Consider the following 23423-nt stretch of genomic DNA (forward strand, 5'->3'; position numbering starts at 1 on the left):
CGGGCGGACAGCGGCTCGGCCGGACGGCCGGGCGGCTCAGGCCGCGGGCACGGAGACGGGCAGTCGCACGGGCTTCTTCTTCGCCAGCTCGGCGTTGAACTGCGCCCCGACCAGGAGCGCCAGGTTGGACAGCCACAACCAGACCAGGAAGACCACGACGCCCGCCAGTGAGCCGTACAGCTGGTCGTAGGTGCTGACATGGGCGGTGTAGACGGCGAAGCCCAGCGAGACGATCAGCAGGAGCACCACCGCCAGCGCACCACCGGGCGCCATGCTCCCGACGGGCCGCGAGTGCGCGGGCCCGGACCGGTACAGCACGAGCACCAGGGCCACGGCGACGGCGGCCACGATCGGCCACCGCAGGGCGTGCCAGGTGGTCTGCAAGCCGCTGCCGAGATCGAGGGCGTCACCGAGGCGGCGGGCGAGGCTGCCGCTGAGCAGCATCGCGACGGTCGACGTGAGAAGCAGCGAGATCAGGACGAGGCCCGTGGCGATGATGCGCGGAGCCGTCCGCCAGACCGGCCGGTCGGCGCTGCTGCGGTGCATGGCGTACAGCGCCCGGCGGAAGACGCTGAGGTAGCTGCACCCCGACCACAGGGCGCCCGTGCCTCCGACGAAGATCAGCGTCCAGGCCGTCGACGACTGCTCGGCCATCTGCCGCAGGGTGCTGCGCAGCAGCTCGCGGGAGGCGGCCGGGGCGGCCTGCGCCATACGGTCGATGACCTCCGGCTTGGCCGTGGGCATGGTGAGGCCCAGGATCGAGAGGATCACCAGCAGCAGCGGGAAGAGGGCCAGGACGGCGTAGTAGGTGAGCGCGGCGGCCCAGTCCGTGACGTCGTCGTTCCAGACGGACAGCGGCGTGCGGCGCAGCGCCGTCCACCAGCGGGCCGTGCGGCCGTCTGCATCGTCCATGGTGCGGGTGCTCTCATTCCTCGCTCTCGGACCACCGTGCAGCACCATGACCCGACGCCGTACGGCGTGTGTCCCGCTTACCCGCAATCCGCCGGCGTAGACCCGCCGCGACCAGGGAATTCACGGCCGCCCACCGACCGAGCGCCGGCGGCGCGCCGACGGCGCCGTCCGGGGCAGCGCGGACGCCCGGGACGCCGATCGTCGTACTGCCCGGTAGCGCGGCCGCTGGAGCGCCCGGAGGCCCTACGAATACAATCGCTCTCGTGTCGAAGCCTGACGAACTGCTGATGGACCTCGCCGCCCAGGTGGAGTCCGAGCAGAGCAATCAAATGTCCCTTACCGTGGTCACCGGTGGCGCTGTGATCACCGGCCGACTGGCTCCCGAAGCAGTGTGGAGGCAGCGGGTGTCGGAGGTGCTGACGGATTCGGACCGGTTGGGCGAGTTCTCCACCGTGTTCAAGACTCCGGCGCGGAGCGGGCCACCCACGCATCTGCACTTCCATGTGGCCCGGATCCTCCAGGGAACGGTGGGGATCCCCGAGACCGGCGGAATGTACCGGGTCGCGATCGAGGCCGTGAGCGCCTGGACGGTGGGCGACTTCAGCTACTCCGACCGCTGAGGGCCCGCCGAACGACGAAAGTACGCCGAAACGGCGGTGGGGTCCTCGCCCGTGTGCACGGGCGAGGACCCCACCGCCGTTTCGCTTACCGGCCCACCCGCGCACCGGCCTGGCCGCGCGTCCGGGCCCGCTCCGAAGAGCGAGGCCACCCTGTGCGATTCTGGCCGGAACGCAACCGTCGGCGGCCAAAACTCGTCCCTACCTCCCGAGCCACCGGGGCTCGCGAAGAACTCGTACGAGCAAGATGGGGGAGGCAGGCATGAACCTGGCACCGCGGAAGAGCCGTCGCAGACCGAGCGCCGTCCGGGCGGTCGCGGTGAGCGTGTGCGCCATGGGGGCGCTGACGCTCACGGCCTGTTCAGGCGGTGACGGCACGGAGAGTGCCGCAAGCGGCGCGACGCCGAGCGTCACGGCGAGCGGCGCCGGCGGCAAGGCCGGGACGAGCGCCTCCCCGGCGGCGAAGGAGTCCTCCGCGGCGCCTTCCGAGGCCGCGGGCTCCGGCGTCGAGTCCCCCACCGGCGTACCGGCCGCGCCGATCGCCTCCGAGCCCGCGGTCGCCAAGACGACGGGGCCGGCGAGCGCGGCGGACGAGGACGGCGCCGACTGCGACCACAAGATGCCCATCTCCCCGGACGAGATCGCGGTCTACCGCTACACGCCGGAGGGCGGCTCGCTGAGTCTGATCGTCAAGTACGGCAACTGGGGCTGCGGCACACCGGATTCGGACGGCGCGCCGTTCGAGACGGTCGGCAAGGAGACCTTCGTCCCGATGGACCAGGCCGCGTACGTGACGGTGACCAACCCCATCGTGGAGAGCACCGAGAACCAGCACATCGGCGTCCAGGAGTTCCTCGACTGGCTCGAGGCGCACCCGAACTCCGGGCTGGTCTTCACCTACCACCTGGGGGCCGACGGGGCCATCGACCGCCTCGACGAGGTCTTCACCCCCTAGCTCCGCCCACCGCACCCTGACCGGCGACCCGCGCACGGCCTTCAACCGGCACCCCAACCGGAGGCCAACCCTCGCTGACCGGGGGTTAGTTGACGCACACATCGCCCTACCGTTCGCCCGCCCGCCGGTGTTGACTGGTCCACCGGCTCGACGATCGCCCGGAGGCCACGTGCTGACCCTGCTGGTGCTTCTGCTCGGCTGGGCCGCGTTGCTCACGTTCGGCGTCGGCCTGTCGTCGCTGAAAGGGCCCCCTCGGGCGGCCCTTCGGTGGTGGATCCTCTACGGGTGCGCGCTCGCCGCCGTCGTCACCGCGCTGGTCCTCGCCTGGCAGACCCTGGACTCGCACTGCCGCGCCCACCCGACCAGCCGGCAGTGCGGGCCGCATCCGTTCGGGGAGTGAGCGCCACCCCTCCCCCGCCGACTCCTCCTCACCTCTCCCAGGTCCGGGGTCCCGTCCCGCCGCCGGATCGCTCGCGCGGCCGAGCCGGTGGAAACGTCGTGTTCACGACAGGCGGCGTCGAGGGTAACAACCGCCTCCTAGCGTGACCGGCCGTGGGATCGGAGTCGTACAGGGCGGGCCGCCGGGAGCGACTCTCGCCCGGTGCCCGCTCTCCCCGGCACGGCAAGGGCGCCGCGCGGGGCCTCCCACGGCATCGCAGCACCCGCACCCTGCCCCACCGGGAGGCGTGGCATGAGCACCACCGCATCACCGCAGACCACATCAGGCACGGGCCCGGCGGACTCCTCCACCGACCAGGCGGTCAAGGAGACGCTGGAGGACTACACCCTCCGCTTCGCGCCCCGCAGTTACCGGCGCTGGACCCCCATGGTCGTCGCCACGACGGCCCTGGGCGGCATCGCCTACATGGCCGACTTCTCCATCGGCGCCGGCATCGGGCTCGCCCACGGCACCGGCAACGCGCTCGTGGCGATCGCGGTCGCGGCGGTCGTCATCTTCGTCACCGGGTTCCCGCTCGCCTACTACGGCGCCCGCTACAACATCGACCTCGACCTGATCACCCGGGGCGCCGGTTTCGGCTACTACGGCTCCGTGCTGACGAGTGTCATCTTCGCGAGTTTCACCTTCATCTTCTTCGCCCTCGAGGGCTCGATCATGGCGCAGGGCCTGGAACTGGGACTCGGACTGCCGCTGTGGCTGGGCTACCTGGTGTCCACGCTGATGGTGATCCCGCTGGTGATCTACGGGATGAAGGCCCTGAGCAAGCTCCAGGTGTGGACCACCCCGGTCTGGCTGCTGCTGATGGTCGGTCCGCTGGTCTACCTGATCGCCGCCGACCCGGGTACGGTCGACCGCTTCCTCGGCTACGCGGGGACCGACGGCGAGGGCGGGCTCGACACCGCGTCCGTGCTCCTCGGCGCGGGGGTCTGCCTCTCGCTCATCGCGCAGATCGGGGAACAGATCGACTATCTCCGCTTCATGCCGCCCAGGACCGAGGCGAACAAGCGCAGTTGGTGGACCGCCGTGATCATGGCGGGCCCCGGCTGGGTGGTACTAGGCGCGCTCAAGCAGGCCATCGGCGTCTTCCTCGCCGTGTACATCCTGGCCGAGGTGGGTGCGGACGCGGCGCCCGAGCCCATCCAGCAGTTCCGGGGGGCCTTCGACGCGATGATGCCGTCCTGGATGGTCGTCCCGCTGGCGGTCGCACTGGTCGTGATCAGCCAGATCAAGATCAACGTGACGAACGCGTACTCCGGATCGCTGGCGTGGACCAACTCCTTCACGCGCGTCACCAGGCACTATCCCGGCCGTATGGTCTTCGTCCTGGTCAATCTCGGTTTCGCGCTCGCCCTCATGGAAGCCGACATGTTCAGCTTCCTGAACAGCATCCTCGGCTTCTACTCGAACTGCGCCATCGCCTGGGTCGTCACCGTCGCGACGGACATCGGGATCAACAAGTACCTGCTGCGCCTCTCCCCGCTCCAGCCGGAGTTCCGCCGGGGCATGCTGTACGCGGTCAACCCGGTCGGCACGGTGGCCTTCGTGGCCGCGTCGGGACTGTCCATCGCCCTGTACTTCCACGCGCTCGGCGACGCCCTCCAGCCCTACTCGCCCGTGGCCGCGGCCGTCCTGGCCTTCGTCCTCACCCCGCTGATGGCGATCGCCACCAAGGGCAGGTACTACCTGCGGCGCACGGACGACGGCATCGACGAGCCCCTGCTGGACGCGGACGGCAACCCGAGCGCGGTCACCCTCGACTGCCACGTCTGCCGCCGGCCCTACGAGCGCCCCGACCTGACCGCCTGCGTGACCCACAACGCGACGGTCTGCTCACTGTGCCTGAGCACGGACACCACCGGCGACCACGTACTGTCGGCGTGACCCCGTCCGAACGCGAGGGCGCCGCGCCACCGCGCGGCACCCTCGCACCCGCCCCGAGGCGATTGCCCCGCACCGAGCCAGTGCGCGACCATCGCCAGGTGGACGAGATCGAGGGGCGGTCGCCGCGACCAGGACCGCGGAAAGAACGCGGCTACTTCCTGCTCAGAGCGACCCGCGTCAGGGACGACGCCTGGATGTCCCAGCCGGAAGCCGCCCGCACCCTGGGCGTCTCCGCCCTCCGCGTCGCCATGCTCCTCGCCAACGGCCGCCTGACGCCGGCGGAGAACCAGGCAGGTCACGCCGGGGTCACCGGCGACAGCGTGCGCGCCGAGGAATCCTGGCGGGCGCAGGCGACCCGACGGGCGAAACTCACCCGCCTCCTCATCGACGCCGTCGGCTACTTCTGATCGTGGATCCGCAAGGCCGAGGGCGACACCGGATCCGCCGTCGGTTCCGGGCCCAGCCCCTGCCAGAGCCCCGGTCCCGGCTCCGGCACCGGCGTAACCGGGCGCGTGACGACAACCGCCTCGCCCCACGTGAACTCCTTGGCCTGCAACGGACTTGACGGGGAGGAGCATTCCTGACTCGTCAGGCAATCGGCGTCGGTTCAATTATTGTCATGCCCATGACCGATACCTCTGGCGCACGCACCCCCCCCTCGCCGGGCCGTCCGGGTCGGGCGGGATCCCGGCCATGCAGGCGTACATCCACTCCATGAGCGCGCCGTAGGCGTAGTGGTTGAAGGAGTTCATGCCCACGGGACCGAATCCGTCCGCCTCGGAGTACGAGTTCCAGCGCTCCCAGACCGTCGTGGCACCGTTGCGCACCGAGAACAGCCAGGAGGGCAGGGCGTCCTGGAACAGCAGCCGGTACGCCAGGTCCGCGGGAGTTGAGCCTGTGCCGGGACCGCCGCGCGGCACACGTTCAATCGTTCGGTTGAATACCGGTTCGAACGGCTGGGAAACGTTGCTCGCCCGCCGTCGCCGGCAGCAGGATGTGGCGACGCCCGGGGCCGTGGCCGAGCCAGGCGCCGGGTGTCGTGTTCCCCGAGTCCCCCCTCAGAGAGGTCTCCTCAGCATGTCCAGCTTGAGCAGACGACATGTCCTCGCCACCGGCGCCGCCCTGGGCGCCGGAGCGTTCGCCGCCTCGACCGGTCCCGCCGCGGCCGCGCCGGCCGGCGACCGCGGCACGTCAGCCAGCGCGCCGCGGGGCGGGGGCGGACGGGAGGAGACGCGCACGCTCGACGAGCTCTACCGCGCCGCGCTCGCGGAGGGCGGGAAGCTCGTCGTCTACGCGGGCGGCGACACCCCCACCCAGCAGGACGGGACCAAGGCGGCCTTCAAGGCCCGTTTCCCGGAACTGGACCTGACCCTGATCGTCGACTACAGCAAGTACCACGACGTGCGGGTCGACAACCAGTTCGCCACCGGCACGCTGGTGCCGGACGTCGTGCAGTTCCAGACGCTCCAGGACTTCGACCGCTGGAAGCAGCAGGGCCGCCTGCTGCACTACAAGCCGGCCGGTTTCTCCAAGGTCCACGAGGCCTTCAAGGACCCGCAGGGCGCCTGGGTGGCCACCGGCGTCATCGCCTTCAGCTTCCTGTACGACACGGCGACGGTCGGCGCGGCGAGGCGACTCACGCCGCGCGACCTGGTCGACCCGCAGTGGAAGGGCCGGATCGCCTCGGCCTACCCGCACGACGACGACGCCGTGCTGTACCTGTTCTCCCTGTACGCGCGCACCTACGGCTGGGACTGGGTGGCCCGGTTCGCCGCCCAGGACGTGCAGTTCGCGCGCGGCAGCAACTCCCCCGGCGAGGCCGTGTTCGGCGGGCGGAAGACGATCGGCGTGGGCACGGCGGGGTCTGCGGTCGGCGCGTCTCCCGTGACGTTCTCGATCGCCGACGGGCACCCGTTCATGGCCTGGGGCCAGCGCGCGGCCGTCCTGGAACAGGCGAAGAACACCACGGCCGCCAAGCTCTTCCTCAACTGGCAGCTGTCGACACAGATGCAGAACGGGTCCTTCAACGGCTGGTCCGTCCGCACCGACGTCACGCCGCCGGCGGGTCTGAAGCCGATCTGGGAGTACTGCAACGCCCATGTCGACGGCTTCCCGCGCTTCATGGCCGACCGCGCCGAGGTCGAGCGCTGGAAGCAGACCTTCGCGCTGTACTTCGGCGAGGTGAAGGGCGACCCGACACCGGGCCGGCTCGGGCTGCACCCGGGCGCGTGACGAGCGGCCCGGCCGACGGGCCGGTGCCGGCGGGTGCTAGCGGGTGCTAGCGGGTGACGACGTTGAGCACGGGGTAGGTCCGCGGCCGGACGCCCTCGACGCCCAGTTCCCGCAGGATCGGCCCGAGGGTCGCGCCGAACTGCCGGAACGCCTCCTCGGACTCCCACACGTCCACGACGAGTGTGGGGGCTTGCGGGGTGGGGCTTGTGGGGTCCTGCGACCAGTGGAACAGCCCCGCCCGCCGCCCGCGCGGGGGCCTGGGCCGAACAGGGTCGTCGCGTCTTCCGGTCAGCACCGGTGCGGGCCCGGTGTGTGTCACCGGACACACTCCGGTGTCGGCCGGTCGTGGGGCGGAACCCGCTCGCCGTTGGTTCCCCCGGTTTTCCGTCGCCCGGGCCCGTGAGGTTCCGCCCCCGTGCGAGGCGGGGTCCTGACCGGGGCGAACGGGTTGCGGGCCTCGCGCCGGCCACCGTCCGCCCTGCGGTTCCGGACCCGTCCGGGACCTGTCGGAGCGGGTCGCGGACGCCGGGGATCTCCAGGTCAGGACGCAGGACACGGAACCGGACGTTGCACACTGCCGCCGGATGCGAGACGGTTGCCGAACGGCAATCTTTTTCGAGCGGCAGAGAGGTGGTGGGGTACGCGCGAATGCGTTCCCCCGCTTGTGATCCCTTCCCCAGGTACCTCTAGCAGTTCCCCCGGCGGTGGCGTCGGCGCGGTGTGGGGCGGCGCGCCCTACCCCGTCATCGTCATCGACCGGGCCGGGGACGTCGTCGAGACCAACGATGCCGCGCGCAGCCTGCTCCTCGACCGCGGCGCTGAAGAACCCACGACAGGAGATCTGCCGCGCTGGCTGGCCGAGGCGCACGACCGTCTGAAGTCCGCCGGGACGCCGTCGCGGGCCTCCGCGGGCGCGGCGGCGGGTGCCGTGGCGGGCCGGACGTTCGAAGCGCACCCCTCACCCACCGAGGGCGGGGACGTGGTGTGGTGGCTGGTGGAGAACACCGGTCTGCGTCTCGCCGAGGAGGCGCTGCACAGCGAACGCGAGCGGGCCGCCCTGCTGGCGGAGGTCTCCGGCGAGCTGCTGTCGTCGCTCAACGTGGACCGCTGCACGGAGGTGACGGCCCGGATGGCCGCCGGTCATCTCGCCGACGCGGCGGTCATCGTCGCGCCCGCCCAGGGGCGCCGCCACGCGCTGACCTACGCGCAGGGCGAGGGCGACGTCACCAGGGCCGTGCTGCCGGTCGACGCGCGCACGGTGCCCGGGCTGGCGGAAGCGCTCCAGGGATTCCCCCCGGTCCCCACACGGTGGATCGACCCGGAGGGTCTGCCGGAGTGGGCGGTGCCACCGGGCTTCGACCGCACGATCGGATCGGTGATCGTCACTCCCCTGCCCGGCCACGGGATGCCCGCCGGGGTGCTGATCCTGCTGCGCTCCAGCACACACCGCGCGTTCACGGAGGGCGAGGAGCTCTTCGCCCGGCTGTTCGCCGCCCGGGCGGGGGCCGCCCTGTCGGCGGCGCGCCTGTACGCGGAGCAGTCCTCGATCACGGCCACCCTGCTGCGGGAGCTCCTGCCGCCACGGCTGGAACGGGTGCACGACGTCGACTACGCCGGGGCCTACCGCGCGTCGCAGGACCACGAGCGCGTCGGCGGCGACTTCTACGACGTCCACCCCGGTGCGCACGCCACGGACGAGACGTTCGTCGTCCTCGGGGACGTGGCGGGCAAGGGGCTCGAGGCCGCCGTCCTGACCGGGAAGATCCGCAGCGTGCTGCACGCCCTGCTGCCGCTCTCCGGGGACCACCGGCAGGTGCTCGGCCTCCTCAACGGCGCCCTGCTGAACTCCCACCACACCCGCTTCGCGACCCTGGTGCTGACCTCCGTGCGACGGTGCTCGGAGCAGGTGCGGCTGCGGCTGACCAGTGCCGGGCATCTGCCGCCGCTGATCATCCGCGAGGACGGCCGGGTCGAGGAGGTCGCCACCAGCGGCACCCTCGTGGGAGCGCTGCCCCGCATCCGTACGCACAGCGTCGACGTGACGCTGGCTCCCGGCGAGACCTGCCTGCTGTACACCGACGGGATCACCGAGGCGCGGGGCGGCCCGCTGGGTGATCAGTTGTTCGGCGAGGCGAGGCTGCGGGAGGCCCTGGGCGAGTGCGCGCGGATGCCCGCGGAGGCGGTCGTGGAGCGGGTGCAGATGCTGGCCGCGCAGTGGCTGGGCAGCGACCGTCACGACGACATGGCCACGCTCGCGATCACCAATCCCGTCGGCGGCCACGACCCCGCACGGGTCGTCGACGGATACCAGGACCCCCGTCCCCGCGGACGGGAGTCGTGATGACGGACGGCAGAGTCGGCACGGCCGTGGAGGGCCTGGCGGAACTGCTGTGGCACGCGGTGGTCACCAGGGACGAGCCGGCCGCGCTGCGGCTGGTGGCCGGGGCGGCCGACGCCGGGGCCGACGCCGAGGCGCTGCTGCTCGACGTCGTCGCCGGGGTGCAGCACCGCGTCGGCACGGAGTGGGCAGCCAACCGCATCAGCGTCGCCGAGGAGCATGCGGCCAGCGCGATCGTGGACCGGATCGTCGCCTCGCTGGCCGGCCGGTCCGCGCCGTCACCCCGGCCGCGGGCACCGCGCCGGGGACCGGTCACGGTGGCCTGCGTGGACGGCGAGTGGCATGCGCTGCCCGCCCGTTTCCTGGCCGAACTCCTCACCCTGCGCGGCTGGCAGGTGGACTTCCTGGGTGCCCACACGCCCACCCCGCGGCTGATCGCGCACCTGCACCAGACCAACCCCGTGGCCGTGCTGCTGTCGGCGTCGATCCCCACCCACCTGCCCACCGCGCACCAGGCGGTCACCGCCGTGCAGTCGCTCGGCATCCCGGTCATGGTCGGCGGGGCCGCCTTCGCCGCGGACGGCCGCTACGCGCGTCTCCTCAACGCCGACGCCTGGGCGCCCGACGCCCGCGCCGCCGCGGACCTGCTGGCCCAGGGGCTGACCGGGCACCGGACGCGGCAGCGCCAACGGCAGCAGATCGACGACCTCCCGCACCTGGCCGACCAGGAATACACCTTCATCAGGCAGAACCGCACCCTCCTGGTCCGGCAGTCCCTCGCCGCCCTCGAGGAGCGGTGGCCGGCCATGCGGTCCTACAGCACGACGCAGCGCGAACGCACCGCCGAGGACCTCGCCCACATCGTGGAATTCCTCGCCACCGCCCTGTACGTGGACGACGCGGCCCTGTTCACGGCGTTCACCGGCTGGACCGCGGACATCCTCACCGCCCGCCGCGTGCCCGCGCACAGCCTCCGGCTGGGGCTGGAGATCCTGGCCGACCAGCTGCGCGACTATCCTCGTGCTCTCGCCTTCCTCGACGCCGCGACCGACTCACTGCCCGCACCGCATATCCACCCCGGCCCAGGACTCACCGCATGACCTCTTATCTGCCGGCCGAGTTCTCCGTGACCGTGCAGACCGCCGACGCGCAGGCACTGCACCTGGCGGTCCACGGAGACCTCGACTACGACACCAGCGACGACTTCGCTCCCGCCGTGGCCGGGGCGCTGGACGCGCACGCCGAGCGGTACGGGCCGACGCTGCGCGATCTGCACCTGGACTGGGCGGAACTGACCGCGTTCGACTCCAGCGGACTGTCAGCGCTGCTCGGCCTGCACCGGCGCACCCACCCCGCCGGCATCACCCTGCACCTGCACCACCAGCCCGTGTACCTGACCCGGATGCTCAAGGTCACCGGCGTCACGGGTCACCTCACGCAGCACGCCCCGGCCGCGGACACCGCGGTCCCGGCGGAGGCCAACGGCCCCACCGGATAGCCGGCGGACCCACGCGGAGAGCCGGTCGGACATAGGGTCGGCGCATGACCTCGCTGATCGCCGCCCTGCGGGCGCACGAAGAAGCCGCCCGATTCCTGGCCTGGCCCGGCGACTTCGACCCGGACCGCGACGACCACGTGGAGGAGGTCCACCTCGACTCCGGCGCCCGGCTGGAGGCCCTCGCGGGCGACGGCGCCGGGGGCACCTTCTTCTTCTGCGGCGAGGGCGGCGAGGAACGGCCCGTCCTGTACGCGGACTCCGAGGGCGGGGCGGCGCTGGTCGCGGTCGGGCTGCCCGAACTCCTTCGGCTGCTGCTGGTCGTTCCGTGGTGGCGGGACTGTCCTACGTTCACCGTCGAGGAGAGCCGCCGCAGCGCGGCCGAGTACCTGGAGGACATCCCCGATCTGGAGGCCCGGCGGGACCGTGCCGCGGCGGCCCTCGGCCTGCCTCTGTCGAGCGAGGCGGACGTACTGGCACGCCTGCGGGAGGTGGCGCTCACCGTCGGCAAGGACTACGTCCTCGTCTTCACCCCGGAGAACACGCCCTACGCCCCTCTCTTCGGCGACGACGCCTGACCCGACCCGCACCCGGTCCGCGCGATGCGCGCGTCTTCGACGATTTCCACGCCGCCCATGTGCGTCGGCTGACCGGCCAGATGTACGCGATGACCGGCAGTCTCGTCGAGGCCGAGGACCTGGTGCAGGAGGCCTTCGCCCGGGCCTGGCGGAACTGGGACAAGGTGTCCGGTTACGCGGACCCGGAGGTGTGGGTGCGTTCGGTGGCCTGCCGCGTCCGGGTGAGCGTCTGGCGCAAGGCGGTCAACCGCGTCACGGCCCACCGCCGCCTCGGGATGCCCGAGGAGGTTCCCACGATGGCCGCACGGCTGTCCGAGTCCGCTCCTGCTCCTGCTCCTGCTCCTGCTCCTGCTCCTGCTCCTGCTCCTGCTCCTGCCATGCGTGATGTTTCCGGCTCCGCCGTCCAGGAGGTGCACCACCGTGACTGAGGACTTCGCCTCGATCCTGCGGCGCGGGTCCGAGGAGCTCGCCGCGGTGTGCGGCAGTGCCTTCGCCGTCACCGGGCATTCCCGCCAGGACGCGCCGCCCGAGTCCGTCGTCGGCCCTCCGGCGCCGGACACGTCGACGACTCCACCGGTCACGTCCACGACTCCGCCGGACGGGACCGCGGAGCCGTCCGGCGCGGCCTCGCACGAGCCTGCGGCGGGTTCCCCTACGGCCGGTGCGGCGGGGTCGGCCACACGGCGAGCTCCTTCACGCCGACGGCCGGTGCCGCCGAGAGCGAGCTGGTGCAGCTCCAGGACGAGGGGGCGCGGAGAAGTACTTCACCGAGGGCGCGGACGGCGCGTGGATCTTCGTCGCCACCGACGGGTTCCCGCGCGATCCCCGGGGCTGTGCCGCCGTGCCCGAGATCCCGGCGCCGCTCGCCGCGCTCTGGGGCGACTGCCTCGCCCGGCCGTGACCCGGAGGAAGGCCCGCCCGGCTAGCCGGGGGGAGCCTGCCGAACGGCGCCGACGCGGGTGCCGTCTCCGGGCGTCGTCATCCGGCCGCGGTGGCCTGCGGGGAACCGGCCGTCCGCCGTACCAGCGGTCCGTCTCGTCGGCGACCCGCTCGACGAGGGCGCGGCCGAACGCGGTGAGCCGGTCCTGCGCCGGTGCGCCCGGGCCCAGTGGCGGAGGACCGCAGGTGTAGGCGTCGTGGAACTCGCCCTCGACGTCGTCGAGCAGGGCGAGCAGCAGTCCGTTGCGGTCGCCGAACCGGCGGAAGAGCGTGCCCTTGCCGACGCCCGCCACCCAACTCGGCGGATGGCGGGCACCCCTTCCTCGGGGAGGATCGGCGAGACGGGACCACTCTGAGCCCAGGACCGCAGGAACGCACCCTTCCCGGGCCCGAGCCGGCCTCGGCACTTGTACCTAGGACCACGGCACCGCGCTGCGCGGGCGGGGCGGGTCCCGGGATGTCTCAGGGCTTTCGGGGGCGGACCCGGTCGCGGGTCTCGCGCACGACGGTGAAGCCCGCGGACCGGTAGGTGGCCACCGCCGCCTCGTTCGCGGACGGTGTCACGACGGCGACCGCGCTCGCGCCCCGGCGGGCGAGGGCCGCGCAGGCGCCCAGTACGGCGTCGCGCCCGTGACCGTGGCCTCAGTGCTCGGGACGGGTGCCGACCGGTTCGAGCAGCCCGCACCTGTTGACGCCCGCGAACCATCCGGTCGCGGCGGCCGCGGGTTCCCCGTCGGGTGTGCGCACAAGCGCCTCCACGGCGAGCCCGCCGCCGGGCGACCGTTTCATGGTGCGCCAGCGTTCGAGGGTGAACGTGGATCCCGTGAAGGCGGACCGCTGTACCAGCACCCGGTCCGCCGCCGCGTCCGCGTCCACCGGCTCGGCACGGCTCGACACCGGCCGGGGCGTCCAGGACATGACGGACCAGGACTCCTCCCGCTCCGGCGCCCAGCCGGGCATCGGCAGGCCGTCGCACCAGTCCTGACCGGGGCCCAGCAGGTCCTCGGCGTCGGCGGAGAGCGCGGCCAGGTCGGCTCGGGGCGCGGCGGTCACCCGCAGCACGGGGCCGTCTAGGAATCCGACCGCCACCGGCGCCGCGGGATCGGCGTCAGCGTCGGCCCAGAGCACCACGGCGGCGTCGTCGTAGCGCAGGTACCACCCCAGGTCGCCGGGGTGCAGCCCGCCGCCAGGAGTGTCGGGCGGCGTCCACTCGCACAGCGCGCGCAAGGCCGGGCCGGTCTCTGCGGGAGCCGGACGGTGCCGCACGAGTGAGGTCATGGACGGGAGGTTAGCCAGCACGCCGAGGATCCACGAACGCTTTTCACCGGCCCGGGACGTGCCCCGGCCGCCGCGTCGTCATTCGCTCTGGGTCATGGTCCGGTACGCCTCGTGGCGTACGTCGGCGTTCTCGTGCGCGCGCAGCAGGCGGAGCAGCGCGCGCCACTCCTCGGGCCAGCCGAGCGCGAGGCCCGTGGACTTCACCAGGCCGATCGCGAGGAGGCCCGCCGCGGTCCCGCCGTCGCGGGCGAACCGGTCGGCCGCGGTCAGCATGACGTCGACGTGCCGCGGGGCGGCGCGGTGGGCCGAGGACGTCCGCAGCCGGCCGGTGGTGTGCAGGGCGGCGGTGACACCGGCGCCGTCGAGGACGTCGGCCAGCTCGGCCAGCCGGTCGGGCAGTGCCTCCGGATCCGTGGTGTGGTCGATCAACTGGCCGAGCAGGTCGGCGCGTTCGGCCGTCAGCAGGGGTTCGGGAGCCAGCTGCCGCACGACGTCCTCGAGCAACTGCGGCCGCACTCCGTCGACATGGCCGAACGACGTCAGGTTCCGCAGCCGTTGCAGCGCGGGCAGATCCCGGCGCTCCCCCGCGTCACAGCCGCCCTCGGCCGTGTGCAGCGCGGCCAGCAACTCGGCCACCGCGCCGCTGAACACGCTGCCCGGCGCGGCACCGCCCACCGGGTGCGGCAGTCCGGAGACGGCCAGGTCGCGCAGCACCCACCCCGCGGTCTGCCAGTGCGTACGCCCGTCGAGGTCGCAGACGGTACGGGCGATCCGGGCGGCCAGGTCGGGTGAACAGCGGCACCACACCCCCATGGAGCGCAGCAGGCCGTAGCCGCCCCCGAAGCCCTCCGTGAGCCCGAGGCCGGTGTCGTAGGCCGCGACGACGACCTCGGCGTACGCGCGGCGGTACGGCTCGGCCAGCTCCCAGGGTGTGACGGCCAGGAGGGCCTCGTGCACGGGCAGCGCGTCGTCGCGTGCGACGTCGTCGAGCAGGCGCCGGGCCTCGGGCTCACCGAGCAGTGGGGGCAAGGCCCGCACGACGGCGGCCCGTACGTCCGGGTGGCGGTCGGGAGCGCGGAAGGCGCTCGCCAGCAGCGACACCGCCTGCCGGGGCGGCAGGAAGCGCGCGGCGAGCCGCACGGCCTCCTTGCGGGAGGTCACCTTCGCGGGACGCTCCCCGGTGAGCAACGGGCCCAGGGCACGCGCCAGTTCGGACGGAGCGGCGAAGCGGGCGGCCCGGGACGCCGCGTACACCGCGACCCGGGCGCGGTCGCCGCCCGCCTGCTCCAGCAGCGTCGGCAGGCTGTCGTGGGGGCGGTCGGTCCAGGGCAGCGCGCCGAGCGCGGCCTCGGCGACGACCACCTCGGGGTCGTCCGTGTGCGCGAACGCCAGGTCCCGTCCGAACCGGGGCACCGGGGCCGCGGCGCGGATCAGGGCGGCACGGTCGTCCAGCGGGAGGGACGGGTCGGCGACCGCCGCCGCGGCCAGCCGGACCGCCGCCTGCTGCTGGCGGGGCAGCCAGCGGTCGCTGTCGTCGAGGTCCGGCAGCGGCCGCCGGGCCCCGTCGACGAGGAAGCGTCCGTACGGCGCGGTCCCGCCCAGCAGGGTGTCCAGCAGATCCGTGCGCCGTCTGCTCAACACCCGTCGTACGGGCGGGAGGACGGCGCAGGACGGGTCGAGCGCGACGATCCGGGCGACCCGTTCGTCGCGCGTCTGCGGTGCCGCCAGCCACAGACGGGCCGCCTCCCGGAAGGTCTCGTCGTCGCCGCGCCGCAGGGCCCCGGCCAGTCTCTCCTGGAGTTCGGGCAGTCGGCGGGCACGCGGGCCCAGCGCGGCGGCCAGACCCAGCAGCAGCCGGAAGTCGGCCCGTTCGGCCGCCGCGTCGAGCCAGGGGCGCAGCGTGTCGAGCACCTGGTGCTCCTGGCCGCGTCGCAGGATGCGGTGCAGCGCGCCGAAGTCGGGTACGCCGACCCGGCTCGTGATGCGTTCCAGGGTGCGCAGCGACCAGTCCCGCAGGTCCGTCGACCCGTCCCCGGCATGCTCGACGAACTGCCGTACGGCGAAGGTGCGCAGCGCGGTCAGGGTGGCGGCGGAACAGTCCCGGGCCCCCAGCGCGTCGGCCGTGAGCGCGTCCAGCAGCGGTGCGTCCTCGGGGGCGAAGAGCCTCGGGTGCGTGCCGGCCAGTGCGCCGAGCGCCTCGGCGCGCACCGGGTCCCGCTCGTTGCGCAGCCGCCGCCCGGCCGTGGTCAGCAGCTCGGTGACCGCCTCCCGGCCGCCGTCCCGTTCGACGCAGGCCACGAACAGCGGCCAGGCGATGGCCCGGTCGTCGGCGTCGGGGCGTGCGATCGCGGCGAGCAGCGCGGGACGCGCCTCGTCGAGGGGACCGTGGGCGAGGGTGTCGAGATCGTCCCACCAGTAGTCGGTGCCGTCGAACTCGGCCGCGGCGCGCCGCACTTCGGTCGAGCGGCGGTCGCGCGGCAGCAGGTCGAGGACGCTCAGCGCCGGGTTCCCGCGCGTGCCCAGGTCGGCGACGGCGTCCACGAAGGCGGGGCGCAGGCCCGGTGCGAGGGCCTTCACCAGCGCGCCGAAGTGGGCGCCGCGGTTCAGCCAGTGCCGGCCCAGCACGACCAGAGAGGCGGAGTCGGCCCGCACGAGCCGGTGCAGCACTCCGGGCGGCGGTACCGGCTCGTGGCGGTGTTCATGGCGGTCCGGGGAGGTGATCCAGCGGATCACCCGCTCGGGGTCGGCGGCGGCCAGCGGGCCGAGGCCGCGGCTCAGCGCGGGCGGCAGAGTGCCGGGACCGTACCGCTCCAGCAGGGTCAGCACCCGCTCGGGGCGCAGCGGTGCGAGCGCGCCGACCGTGGTGGCGTACAGCCGCCACCAGTCGTCGCGCTGCCCGCCCCCGGCCCGGTCGGCCAAGGTCCGCTCGGCGTGGTCCAGCACCGCGTCGGGATGCCGGCTCGCGAGCCGCGTCCAGCCGTCGACGGCGTGCGCCAGACCGGGCAGCTCCGCTGCCACGAACGCAGTGGAGCAGGCCGGCAGCAGACGCGCGGCCTCGGCGTCGCCCCATTCCTCGCGCAGTCGCGCCACCAGCCGCTCGGCGAGCCGCGCACGGCCCCCGGCGGCGAGCACCCGGGCCAGCCGCTGCCGCAGCACGGCCGGCGCGTCGTCGTAGGCCGCCTCCACCGCCCGGTCGGGGACGGGGAGGTCCCGCACGGCGCGCCGCGCGTAGCCGGCGACGACCGGGTCCTGATCGGCCAGCCGGTCCGCGAGGAACTCCGCGTCCCGCCCGACGAGCGCCGCCAGCGCCGCGATCCGCCGCTCGTACGACCCGCCCGCGTCCAGTTCGGCCAGGAGGGGAGCGAGCGCCCCGTCGTCCGCGAGTCCGCGGGCGGTCCGCGCCGTCAGGGCCAGACGAGCGGGGAACGGCAGCGGTTCGAGGGCGGAGAGCAACTGCTCCGCGGTGGTCGGCATGCGCCGATTCTGCCCGTCAAGATCCGCGCGTGCGATCGAATAAACACCGGCTCGTCGCCGACCGGACGAGGGGCGGCTCGTCACCGTCGGCTGATCCCGTTCCGCTGTCCGGCCCATCCCGCCGGGCAGCGCACCGCCGGCCGCACCACCCTGGAGGGGTTCGACGCCATGACGCCGACCGGCCTGCTGCCCGCCCCGTCCCCGGGCGTCCGGTGAACCTGATCGCCCCCGTCCGACCGGAGCCCACATGCCCGCCTCCCCCTCCCTCGCCACGGCGCCCCCGCGCACCACCGCGCCGGCGTCCCCCGCCACGGCGCCCCCGCGTCCCGCCGGGCCCCCGTCCCCCGCCACCTCGTCCGTCCCGACCTCGTCCGTCCCGACCTCGCCCGTCCCGACCGCGTCGGACGCGGACCTCGGGCTGGAGGCCCGGCTCGCCGCCGTCGACGCCCTCATGACCCTGCGTCTCGAAGAGGCCGCCGTCGCCCACGAGGTGCGCACCGCGCACCTGGCCGTCGACCCCGTCGACCTCGCCGAGGTGATCACCGTCCCGATCGCTCCCGCCCGGCAGCCGGCCGCCCCGGCGGCCTACCGCACTCCCGCCGCCGCCCTCCTCGAACGCGCCCACCACCACATGCGGACGGCCGGATGGTGTGCGGGCGCCCTCACCGACGACGACGGGTCCGTCTGCCTCCTCGGCGCCCTCCACGTGGAGGCGGGCGGCGACCAGGATCTCGTGGTCGACGCCTCGGCGATCCTGCTGGACGCGATCCGGCGGAGGTTCCACGACGAGTCCGTGCCCGCCTTCAACGACCGGCAGCGCTCGGGCGCCGTTCCGGAACGGATGCTGCTCGAAGCGGCCCGTCTCGCGGACGCCCGCGGCCGGTGAACCACCCGGCCCGACGGGCCCCCGCCGACCGGTCCCCCGGACCTCGCGCAGACCGGGCCACACCGGACCCCGCCCCGGCCGGGCGACGCCGGACCCGCGCGGCCCGTTGACCGGTCCGCGGGCGCCCTGACCGTGCGCGCAGCGCGGTCCGCGTCCCGCCGCGGCGTTTCGCCCGCCCGCGGCCGCGTCCGGGGTCCTAGGCTCGGCCCGTGGGGCAACCTGAGCAGCGCGCCGAGGGCGCAGGACCGTTCACGACCCGGCTCACCTGGCATCTTTCCGACGGCGGCACCGCCGTGTGGGAGTCCCGGCCGGCGCGGCGGCGGGGGGTGCTCGCCGTCCGTACACCGATCGGGGCGGTCACCCGGCACATCCGGGCGGACGCCGTCTCCCTCACCCGGCTCCGCCGCCTCAACGCCATCGCCGCCCTCGCCTTCGTCATCGGCGGAGGCCTCTTCGCGGCGGGCGCGGCCGTCGCGCAGTTCGGCTCGGGTGACGCCACCACGTGCGCGTCGATCTACTTCGCGGGCGGTCTGTTCTTCAGCACCGGTGGATACGTCTCCCTGCTCCAGGTGGTCGACGCGCCCCGTCACGTTCCCGGGGGCGAGGGACGGCTGATCACCCGTCGCTGGCGCTGGTGGAGCTACGAGCCGGCGCGGCTGGACTGGCTGAGCACGTTCGTGCTCTTCGCGGGCACGCTCGTCTTCGCCGTCGACCTGCTGGACTCCTTCCTCCAGGGGCTGAGCGTGCAGCAGGTCAACCGGCTGATCTGGGCGCCCGACGTGATCGGCTGCGTCCTCTTCCTGCTCTCCGGGCACCTGGCCTTCCTGGAGATCGGCCACGGCCGGCTCGCCGTGCGGCCGCGCGACCTCGGCTGGTGGATCGTCGCCGTCAACCAGCTCGGGTCGGTCCTGTTCATGGTGTCGGCGATCGCCGATTACACCCGCCCGGCCACCGGCAGCCTGGTCGACGCCGACATCGCGAACTGGGGCACCCTCACCGGCGCCCTGTGCTTCTCCCTCGCGGGTCTCCTCCAGCTCGGCGAACACTCGTAGCAGCACCGGCCCGTCGACGGCGGGCTGCGGCGGGCGGCCGTTCCGTATCCTGGCGGCATGCGCACGCGTCCGACCCTGAGCTGGGTTCCCACCGAGGAACCGCTGCCGGCCACCACGGACCTGGGACCGGTCGCCGAAGCGCTGGGCCGCGGGGGCGTGCTGGTGCTCAGCGGGGCGGGCATCTCCACGGAGTCGGGCATCCCCGACTACCGGGGCGAGGGCGGGAGCCTGAGCCGGCACACGCCGATGACCTACCAGGACTTCACCGCCGACGCCCGGGCCCGGCGCCGCTACTGGGCGCGCAGCCACCTCGGCTGGCGCACCTTCGGACGCGCCCGCCCCAACGCCGGACACCGGGCCGTGGCCGCGTTCGCGCGGCACGGCCTGCTCGCGGGTGTCGTCACCCAGAACGTGGACGGTCTGCACCAGGCCGCGGGCACCGCGGACGTCGTGGAACTCCACGGAGGGCTCGACCGCGTCGTGTGTCTCTCCTGCGGCGCCCTCAGCCCGCGCCGCGAACTCGCCCGGCGGCTTGCGGAGGCGAACGCGGGCTTCGAGCCGGTGGCCGCCGGGATCAACCCGGACGGCGACGCCGACCTGACCGACGAACAGGTCGGGGACTTCCGGGTGGCGGCCTGCGCGCGGTGCGGCGGTGTCCTCAAGCCGGACGTGGTGTTCTTCGGCGAGAACGTTCCGGCGGACCGGGTCGAGCGGTGCCGCGCCATGGTGAACTCGGCGACATCACTGCTGGTCCTGGGCTCCTCCCTGACGGTGATGTCCGGGCTGCGGTTCGTGCGTCAGGCGGCGCAGGCGGGCAAGCCGGTGCTCATCGTCAACCGGGACCCGACCAGGGGCGACCGCCACGCCGTCACCCGGGTCTCGCTCCCGCTGGGCGCGGCCCTCACCGCCGTGGCCGACGCTCTCGGCATCCCGGCCGACGACGGGACGGCGACACCGGCGCAGTGACACCTGCGCCGTGACACCGCCGCCGCGACATGGACGCCTTGACCTGGACGCCGTGACACAGGCGCCGTGGCACCGGGGGCGGGCGTCACCGCCGTCCGCCGTCCGCGCCTCAGCGCGTGCCTTCGTCCTGCGGCCTGCCCTCGAGCTTGCGCAGCAGCCCGAGCAGCGCCTCCCGCTCCGCCTCCGCCAGGTTCTCGAAGCACTCCGCGAGCGCCGGCTCCGCCACTTCGTGGCCCGCCTCCAGCACCCGCCGCCCCTCGGCGGTGAGGTGGTGCTCGATCCGCCGGCCGCGTCCGGACCGCCGGTCCACCAGACCCTGAGCCGTCAGCCGCCCGGCGAGCGTGCCGAAGGCCTGCTCGCTCTGGAAGGTCGCCGCCGCGAGTTCACGCGCGCTCGCGCCGGGCGAGCGGCCGATGGCCCGCAGCGCGTCCCACTGCGCGAGCGTGCTGCCGATCGACGCGAGGCGGCTGTCGAGCGTGCGGTGCTGGCGGTACTGGGCGGCCTTCACGGCCCTTCCGAGGATCTGGAGTTCCACAGCCATGCCGGCCAGACTAGCACCCTGACTAAGCTTGCTTATATAAACATCCTTAGTTAGCGTTCCGCTCATGACCACGGAACCGACACTCACCGAATCCGGCCCCGCCACCGGCCGCCCCGTCCTCGTCCTGCACGGCGGTGGGGGTCCCCTCACCGTCGCCCCGCTGGCCGCGCACCTGGCCGCGCACGCGCACACGCTGCTGCCCACCCACCCGGGCTGGAACGGCACCCCCCGGCCCGCCGGCCTGACCCGCGTGGCCGACCTCGCCGCCGCCTATCTCCGTCTCCTGCGCGACCGTGACCTGTCCGACGTGCTGGTCGTCGGTTCCTCGCTGGGCGGCTGGATAGCCGCCGAACTGGCCGCGGCCGACACCGAGGGCCGGATCAGCGGGGTCGTCCTGCTCGACGCCGTCGGCATCGACGTCGAGGGCGAACCCGTCCGGGACTTCATCGCGCTCGACGCGCGGGGCGTGGCCGAGTACGCCTACCACGACCCGGAGCGCTTCTACGTGGACCCGGCGACCCTGCCGGCCGAGCGGCTCGCCGCCATCCAGGCCAACATGGCGACCCTGCGCGTCTTCTCCGGGGGCCCCGCGATGAGCGATCCCGGTCTGCGCGCCCGGCTCGCGGACATCACCGTCCCGACGCTCGTGCTGTGGGGCGAGAGCGACCGCATCTGCACCCCCGCGTACGGCAAGGAGTACGCCGCCTCGCTCGGCAACGGCCGCTTCGCGGTGGTGGCGGAGGCCGGCCACCTGCCCCACCTGGAACAGCCCGCGCGCACCCTCGCTCTGGTCGACGCCTTCGCCGCGGAAACCGCGCGCCGCTGACGTCGGCACCGGCGCTCGCGTCAGTCGGCACCGGCGCTCGCGTCAGGGCTCGCAGCGGGGCCGTTCGGCCCCGTTCCCGCCCGTTCGGCTCATCCCCGGGCCGTTTCCGCGGGGCTTCACTGGAACCGAGGGGCGGACGGCGCCGGCGAGGAGACAGGCCCCGACGGGCCCCGCGCCGCGCACCGTCCGTTCGACGACACCCGCGCCCCGGCCCGTGCGCCGGCGGCCGCCGGAAAGTGGGTGACTGCGATGTTCCCGTACGGTCCCGAACCGCGTGGGTCCGACCGTCCGGACGGCCCTCGGCACCGGGAGAACCCGTCCGCCGACGACCGGACGGCCGCGAGCGGGACGGGGCGGGCGACCCTGCGCGACCTCGCCCCGGAGACGGTGACCGCCCTGGTCGAGGACGCGACGGCGGCCCCCTCCATGCACAACGCACAGCCGTGGAGGTTCCGGTTCCTGCGCGGCGACCGCGCCCTCCTGCTGTACTCGGACCTGGCGCGCGCCATGCCGCAGGCCGACCCCACCACCCGTGGACTGCACCTGGGGTGCGCCGCGGCCCTGTTCAACCTGCGGGTGGCCGCCGCCCACGCGGGCTGGGCCGCGGCCACGGAGCTGCTGCCCGATCCCGCGGAACCGCGCCTGCTCGCGGTGGTACGGCTCGACGGCCCGGAGCCGGCGGGTACGGGCACCGAGGAGGACCTCGTCCCGCTGTATCCGGCGATCCGCCGCCGCCGGACCAGCCGCCACCCGTTCACCGACGAGGTGATCGCCCCCGTCCTCAAGGACGCCCTGTGCGCGGCCGCTCTCCTGGAGGGAGCGCGCCTGGTGTTCCCCGACGCCTGGCACATCCACACCCTGCTGGACCTGGTGCAGGACGCGGAGGGCCGCGACGCCATGGACGAAGCCCTGTCGCAGGAGCTGGGGCACTGGACCCGGGTGGGAGCGGGCGCCGACACGACGGGCGACGGCGTACCGCAGGACGCGTTCGGACCCCGCAGGCTCTACGGCAGGGCGCCCGTGCGCGACTTCGCGGGCCGGCGCCCCGTTCCCGGCCGGGCGGCCGCCAGGTTCGAGGACGCGCCGCAGCTCGCCGTACTGGGGACGCAGGGCGACCGGCCCAGGGACTGGCTGCTGGCGGGTCAGGCGATGGAACGCGTCCTGCTCCAGGCCACGCTCGACGGGCTCGCCACCTCGCTCACCTCGCAGGCCCTCGACTGGCCCGAACTCCGGTGGACGGTACGCGATCCGCAGTCGGCGATGGGCTTCGTCCAGATGGTGCTGCGGCTCGGATACGGCCCCGCGGGCCCCGGCACACCGCGCCGCCCCGTGCGGGACGTGCTCGACATCACCGCCTGACGGCCGGGACCGCACGGCCCCCCACCGGTGCCCGACCGGCCCCGTACGCCACCCGGGTCCCGGGCGCATTCTGGAAGCAGGAGCCCGTGGGCGGAACGAAGGAGCGACGTCATGGCCGCGAAGACATGGACGACAGCCGACGTGTTCGCCGGACGGGGAGGCGCCCGCACGGACGAGGGCGGGACGATGAGCGGCAATCTGACCCTGCGCACCACGTGGGACGGTGCCCGGGCCGACGTGGCGGTGCGGTACACCGGCACGTCCCAGTGGTACGTCCTGGCCGGCAGCCCGGTGCCCTGCCCCGACGAGGCGGAGAGCAGGGATCTGCACCAGGCGGTGGTGGACGCCGTACGCGCCGGGGACGGCGCGGAGGTTCCCCGCCACGTCCGGGTGGGCCCGCCGATGCGGACCCGGTGAGCGCGAGGGGCGGGGGCCGGTCGGCCCGCGCGGTCCGCCGGGTCCGGCTCGGCGCCGGCCGGCTGGGCAGACGGTGCCGCCGGGCGGTGGCACGAGCCGTGTGCCTGCGCCGCGCCCAAGGCGGCGGCACGTGACCCGGAGACCCGACGGCCGGGCGGGGCGTGTGCGAGGGTGCCCGTGTCGCACGCGTCCCGCGCCCGTCCGCCGGGTTCCGTAC

Annotated in this window: 23 protein-coding genes and 1 pseudogene; 18 read left to right on the forward strand and 6 right to left on the reverse strand. The window is 73.9% G+C overall.

The features are described from left to right. Nucleotides 1-36: 36 nt before the first annotated feature. Nucleotides 37-912, reverse strand: a complete 876-nt coding sequence (locus Saso_RS24475; protein ID WP_189921652.1) for a YihY/virulence factor BrkB family protein — start codon at nucleotides 910-912, stop codon at nucleotides 37-39. Between the two features lie 263 nt (nucleotides 913-1175). Between Saso_RS24475 and Saso_RS24480 the strand changes: the two genes are divergently transcribed. The 5 genes from Saso_RS24480 (at nucleotide 1176) to Saso_RS24500 (ending at nucleotide 5232) form a co-directional block, all read left to right on the forward strand. After that, nucleotides 1176-1532, forward strand: coding sequence for a hypothetical protein (locus Saso_RS24480; RefSeq protein WP_189921651.1), 357 nt, complete (start codon nucleotides 1176-1178; stop codon nucleotides 1530-1532). A 259-nt stretch (nucleotides 1533-1791) separates the two neighbouring features. Next, nucleotides 1792-2484: a hypothetical protein gene (locus Saso_RS24485; RefSeq protein WP_189921649.1), complete on the forward strand. Its 693-nt coding sequence runs from the start codon at nucleotides 1792-1794 to the stop codon at nucleotides 2482-2484. 169 nt (nucleotides 2485-2653) lie between these two features. After that, complete coding sequence (locus Saso_RS24490) at nucleotides 2654-2884, forward strand: hypothetical protein (protein WP_189921647.1); 231 nt, start codon at nucleotides 2654-2656, stop codon at nucleotides 2882-2884. Between the two features lie 291 nt (nucleotides 2885-3175). Beyond that, nucleotides 3176-4825 (forward strand): purine-cytosine permease family protein, encoded by a 1650-nt coding sequence (locus tag Saso_RS24495; RefSeq protein WP_189921645.1) that lies wholly within the window; start codon nucleotides 3176-3178, stop codon nucleotides 4823-4825. Between the two features lie 98 nt (nucleotides 4826-4923). Beyond that, a complete protein-coding gene (locus Saso_RS24500) occupies nucleotides 4924-5232 on the forward strand; it encodes a DNA-binding protein (protein ID WP_229901254.1) in 309 nt (102 codons plus the stop codon). A gap of 255 nt (nucleotides 5233-5487) precedes the next feature. On the opposite strand, the pseudogene Saso_RS24505 reads toward Saso_RS24500, so the two are convergent. Beyond that, a pseudogene (locus tag Saso_RS24505) lies at nucleotides 5488-5709 on the reverse strand (alpha-L-rhamnosidase-related protein); the annotation flags it as partial. Nucleotides 5710-5902: 193 nt separating this feature from the next. Between Saso_RS24505 and Saso_RS24510 the strand changes: the two are divergent. Further along, nucleotides 5903-7057 (forward strand): ABC transporter substrate-binding protein, encoded by a 1155-nt coding sequence (locus Saso_RS24510; RefSeq protein WP_189921643.1) that lies wholly within the window; start codon nucleotides 5903-5905, stop codon nucleotides 7055-7057. A gap of 46 nt (nucleotides 7058-7103) precedes the next feature. Here Saso_RS24510 and Saso_RS38815 read toward each other — a convergent pair whose 3' ends face one another. Then, nucleotides 7104-7232: a hypothetical protein gene (locus Saso_RS38815; protein WP_268253212.1), complete on the reverse strand. Its 129-nt coding sequence runs from the start codon at nucleotides 7230-7232 to the stop codon at nucleotides 7104-7106. Between the two features lie 543 nt (nucleotides 7233-7775). On the opposite strand from Saso_RS38815, the gene Saso_RS24515 reads away from it, so the two are divergent. The 6 genes from Saso_RS24515 to Saso_RS39095 all read left to right on the forward strand — a co-directional run bounded on the left by Saso_RS24515 (nucleotide 7776) and on the right by Saso_RS39095 (nucleotide 12763). Then, a complete protein-coding gene (locus Saso_RS24515; protein WP_229901253.1) occupies nucleotides 7776-9398 on the forward strand; it encodes a PP2C family protein-serine/threonine phosphatase in 1623 nt (540 codons plus the stop codon). Next, nucleotides 9398-10495, forward strand: coding sequence for a cobalamin B12-binding domain-containing protein (locus Saso_RS24520; RefSeq protein ID WP_189921639.1), 1098 nt, complete (start codon nucleotides 9398-9400; stop codon nucleotides 10493-10495). The genes Saso_RS24515 and Saso_RS24520 overlap by 1 nt, the downstream gene beginning before the upstream one ends. After that, entirely contained in the window at nucleotides 10492-10893 is a 402-nt protein-coding gene (locus tag Saso_RS24525; protein ID WP_189921637.1) for an STAS domain-containing protein, read from the forward strand. Before Saso_RS24520 ends, Saso_RS24525 begins: the two co-directional genes overlap by 4 nt. 44 nt (nucleotides 10894-10937) lie before the next feature. Next, complete coding sequence (locus tag Saso_RS24530; protein ID WP_189921635.1) at nucleotides 10938-11468, forward strand: hypothetical protein; 531 nt, start codon at nucleotides 10938-10940, stop codon at nucleotides 11466-11468. Between the two features lie 59 nt (nucleotides 11469-11527). Next, nucleotides 11528-11896 carry a sigma factor gene (locus Saso_RS24535; protein WP_203833552.1) on the forward strand — a complete coding sequence of 123 codons (369 nt, stop codon included), beginning with the start codon at nucleotides 11528-11530 and terminating at the stop codon, nucleotides 11894-11896. Nucleotides 11897-12604: 708 nt separating this feature from the next. Next, nucleotides 12605-12763 carry a hypothetical protein gene (locus Saso_RS39095; protein WP_189921633.1) on the forward strand — a complete coding sequence of 53 codons (159 nt, stop codon included), beginning with the start codon at nucleotides 12605-12607 and terminating at the stop codon, nucleotides 12761-12763. A 286-nt stretch (nucleotides 12764-13049) separates the two neighbouring features. On the opposite strand, the gene Saso_RS24545 is transcribed toward Saso_RS39095, so the two are convergent. Both Saso_RS24545 and Saso_RS24550 read right to left on the reverse strand, forming a co-directional pair. Continuing rightward, nucleotides 13050-13685 carry a GNAT family N-acetyltransferase gene (locus Saso_RS24545; protein ID WP_307822246.1) on the reverse strand — a complete coding sequence of 212 codons (636 nt, stop codon included), beginning with the start codon at nucleotides 13683-13685 and terminating at the stop codon, nucleotides 13050-13052. Between the two features lie 78 nt (nucleotides 13686-13763). Beyond that, on the reverse strand, nucleotides 13764-17159 hold the full coding sequence (locus Saso_RS24550) for a hypothetical protein (RefSeq protein WP_189921631.1): 3396 nt from the start codon (nucleotides 17157-17159) through the stop codon (nucleotides 13764-13766). Nucleotides 17160-17406: 247 nt separating this feature from the next. Between Saso_RS24550 and Saso_RS24555 the strand changes: the two genes are divergently transcribed. The 3 genes from Saso_RS24555 (at nucleotide 17407) to Saso_RS24565 (ending at nucleotide 20063) form a co-directional block, all read left to right on the forward strand. Continuing rightward, nucleotides 17407-18045 (forward strand): DUF6197 family protein, encoded by a 639-nt coding sequence (locus tag Saso_RS24555; protein ID WP_229901252.1) that lies wholly within the window; start codon nucleotides 17407-17409, stop codon nucleotides 18043-18045. Nucleotides 18046-18254: 209 nt separating this feature from the next. Further along, nucleotides 18255-19097: a hypothetical protein gene (locus Saso_RS24560; protein WP_189921629.1), complete on the forward strand. Its 843-nt coding sequence runs from the start codon at nucleotides 18255-18257 to the stop codon at nucleotides 19095-19097. 57 nt (nucleotides 19098-19154) lie between these two features. After that, entirely contained in the window at nucleotides 19155-20063 is a 909-nt protein-coding gene (locus Saso_RS24565) for an NAD-dependent protein deacetylase (protein WP_189921627.1), read from the forward strand. A 109-nt stretch (nucleotides 20064-20172) separates the two neighbouring features. On the opposite strand, the gene Saso_RS24570 is transcribed toward Saso_RS24565, so the two are convergent. After that, the gene (locus tag Saso_RS24570; protein WP_189921625.1) at nucleotides 20173-20604 is read right to left on the reverse strand and encodes a MarR family winged helix-turn-helix transcriptional regulator; all 432 of its coding nucleotides are present in this window, start codon (nucleotides 20602-20604) and stop codon (nucleotides 20173-20175) included. Between the two features lie 64 nt (nucleotides 20605-20668). Here Saso_RS24570 and Saso_RS24575 point away from each other — a divergent pair, with 64 nt between their 5' ends. The 3 genes from Saso_RS24575 to Saso_RS24585 all read left to right on the forward strand — a co-directional run bounded on the left by Saso_RS24575 (nucleotide 20669) and on the right by Saso_RS24585 (nucleotide 23206). Further along, a complete protein-coding gene (locus Saso_RS24575) occupies nucleotides 20669-21430 on the forward strand; it encodes an alpha/beta fold hydrolase (RefSeq protein ID WP_189921623.1) in 762 nt (253 codons plus the stop codon). A 240-nt stretch (nucleotides 21431-21670) separates the two neighbouring features. Next, the gene (locus Saso_RS24580; RefSeq protein ID WP_229901251.1) at nucleotides 21671-22789 is read left to right on the forward strand and encodes an Acg family FMN-binding oxidoreductase; all 1119 of its coding nucleotides are present in this window, start codon (nucleotides 21671-21673) and stop codon (nucleotides 22787-22789) included. Between the two features lie 111 nt (nucleotides 22790-22900). Beyond that, nucleotides 22901-23206, forward strand: a complete 306-nt coding sequence (locus Saso_RS24585; protein WP_189921621.1) for a hypothetical protein — start codon at nucleotides 22901-22903, stop codon at nucleotides 23204-23206. Nucleotides 23207-23423: the final 217 nt, after the last annotated feature.

It is taken from the genome of Streptomyces asoensis (genome assembly GCF_016860545.1).
GTDB classification, from domain to species: Bacteria; Actinomycetota; Actinomycetes; order Streptomycetales; family Streptomycetaceae; genus Streptomyces; species Streptomyces asoensis.